Genomic DNA, 1,804 nt, shown 5'->3' with positions numbered 1-1,804 from the left:
GAGTTTCTTCAATGGGGACACAGATCCGATTTTAGAAGCTTATAAAACAGTGGCGGCATTGTTACAAATCCAAAATGAAACTGTTGCCACTGTTGCCCAAATCCGATTACTTCAAGAACTATTAACTCATCAAAGGAAAAATCAGGACATGGATGTTCTCAGTACGGGATTGTTTGCTACTTCAGTTGTTGGCGCTTTAGGTGGCAGTGCATATCTCGTTGGTAGCTTTATCGCTACTGGATTAATTGGTAGCGGGATATTCATTCCCTTGGCATTACTTGTTGGTGCAGGATTGACTTTTCTGGGACGGGCATCAAAGTAATAGTGATGGGCGCGAGTGTTTCTTAAAACTGTTTCACGAAACTGTTTCATGAAACGTTTCAACGGTTTCATCAATGTTTCAGGGCGTGAAACAGCATGAAACAGCATTCGCCCGGCGTGAAACATGAAACGTGAAACATGAAACACCAGCTAATTCCCTACTCGCAAGCCTTTATGGGCGGGATTGTTTCACGAAGCTGTTTCACAGCACTGTTTCATGAAACGTTTCAACGGTTTCATCAGTGTTTCAGGGCGTGAAACAGCATGAAACAGCATTCCCCCAGCGTGAAACGTGAAACATGAAACGCCTCATTTTATGTGTGAAACAGGGGAAAAATTTGTAGTAAGAACGCGCTATAACACAGTAGTCTCATGTATAAGAAACAACTGTACTTAGCTTTGGCTGGTGTTGGCATCTGCATGTTGCCTGTAATCATCCCTTTAGTACCCAAATTGGGGGCTTATGCAGAGCTTCAACGGCTAAAAGCCACAGAAGAATTAGAACGTTCCCGCATAGAAGAACGGGCTAAAACCAGTGATGCCTTGTATGAGGCGGGAGTCATGCCCACAACTCGGAAACTGAGAATTACCAATTACTTTGATAGCGCTAAACGCAATCCCAGACCAGACACAACCCTATATCTTGATGATGAGATTGTTGATGTTTTTGACGCAACGGGCAAGTGTATTGGACGAATTGAAGAAGGAATTTGGAAGTGGAAATACAAAGCCAAAGGGATTTGTAAAAGCGTTCAAAATATCAAACCAGTGAGGAAAAAGTAATGGCTAATAGTTCATCAAGTGCGGAAACTAATAGTACTGGCAACAGCGATAGTAAGCCTAAAGGTAAGAAGCGATCGCTTGGTGAAATAATCGATTTTTGTGCCAAGGCTGTAGTGATGATTGTCGGTTTACCCATTAGAGCAGCCGCCGCGATTGTCAATCAGTTTGTTGCTAATGGAGGTGCAGGTCGCGCGTTAGTTGGCGGGATTTTATTTATCGGCGGTTCCATGATTAGTGCTGATTCAACTTGGCAATTAATCTTTCAAGGCCCGCCTGTATGCCCGTGGTTTGAGCCGGCTTGGAATTGGCTAAATGTGCCGTTTGCACTGTTCAACCCGTTTTTTTACCTTGCATTCATAATTTCTGTGGGTGTTCAGGTAATTGAAGCCCACGCCCTACGGGGTAAGAACCCAGATTCCGCACGACGGGAACTTCAAGACCACATGGTTTATGACCTTGAAACTAAGCCTAGTGGCAAGATTGACTTAGTAGGCCAACTCTGGGCGGACTACAAAACCGCAGGTATACGCGATCGCTCTAGTGCAGGGCTGGTTGTGATTGCGGTTTGGGCATTCGATATTGTCACCACCTTTGCCGCTCGTAACCCATTTGAATTTACAGCACCATTCATGATTTTGGGCTGCATATTGTTGTGCGAATCGTTGGCTAGAAACTAAGACCCATAAGGGTCTGGAGGATT

The 1,804-nt window shown here is 44.5% G+C and carries 3 protein-coding genes; all 3 read left to right on the top strand.

Annotated elements, in window-relative coordinates:
- A partial coding sequence (locus ACWATR_RS39785) for a hypothetical protein (RefSeq protein ID WP_460345823.1) occupies positions 1-322 on the top strand: 322 nt, incomplete at its 5' end.
- Between the two features lie 371 nt (positions 323-693).
- Positions 694-1,104: a hypothetical protein gene (locus ACWATR_RS39780; protein WP_460345820.1), complete on the top strand. Its 411-nt coding sequence runs from the start codon at positions 694-696 to the stop codon at positions 1,102-1,104.
- Positions 1,104-1,781 carry a hypothetical protein gene (locus ACWATR_RS39775; protein ID WP_460345817.1) on the top strand — a complete coding sequence of 226 codons (678 nt, stop codon included), beginning with the start codon at positions 1,104-1,106 and terminating at the stop codon, positions 1,779-1,781. Before ACWATR_RS39780 ends, ACWATR_RS39775 begins: the two co-directional genes overlap by 1 nt.
- Positions 1,782-1,804: the final 23 nt, after the last annotated feature.

This window comes from Nostoc sp. UIC 10890 (assembly GCF_054786515.1).
Note: the sequence above shows the minus strand (reverse complement) of the source record. Positions and strands in the feature narration are given on the sequence as shown.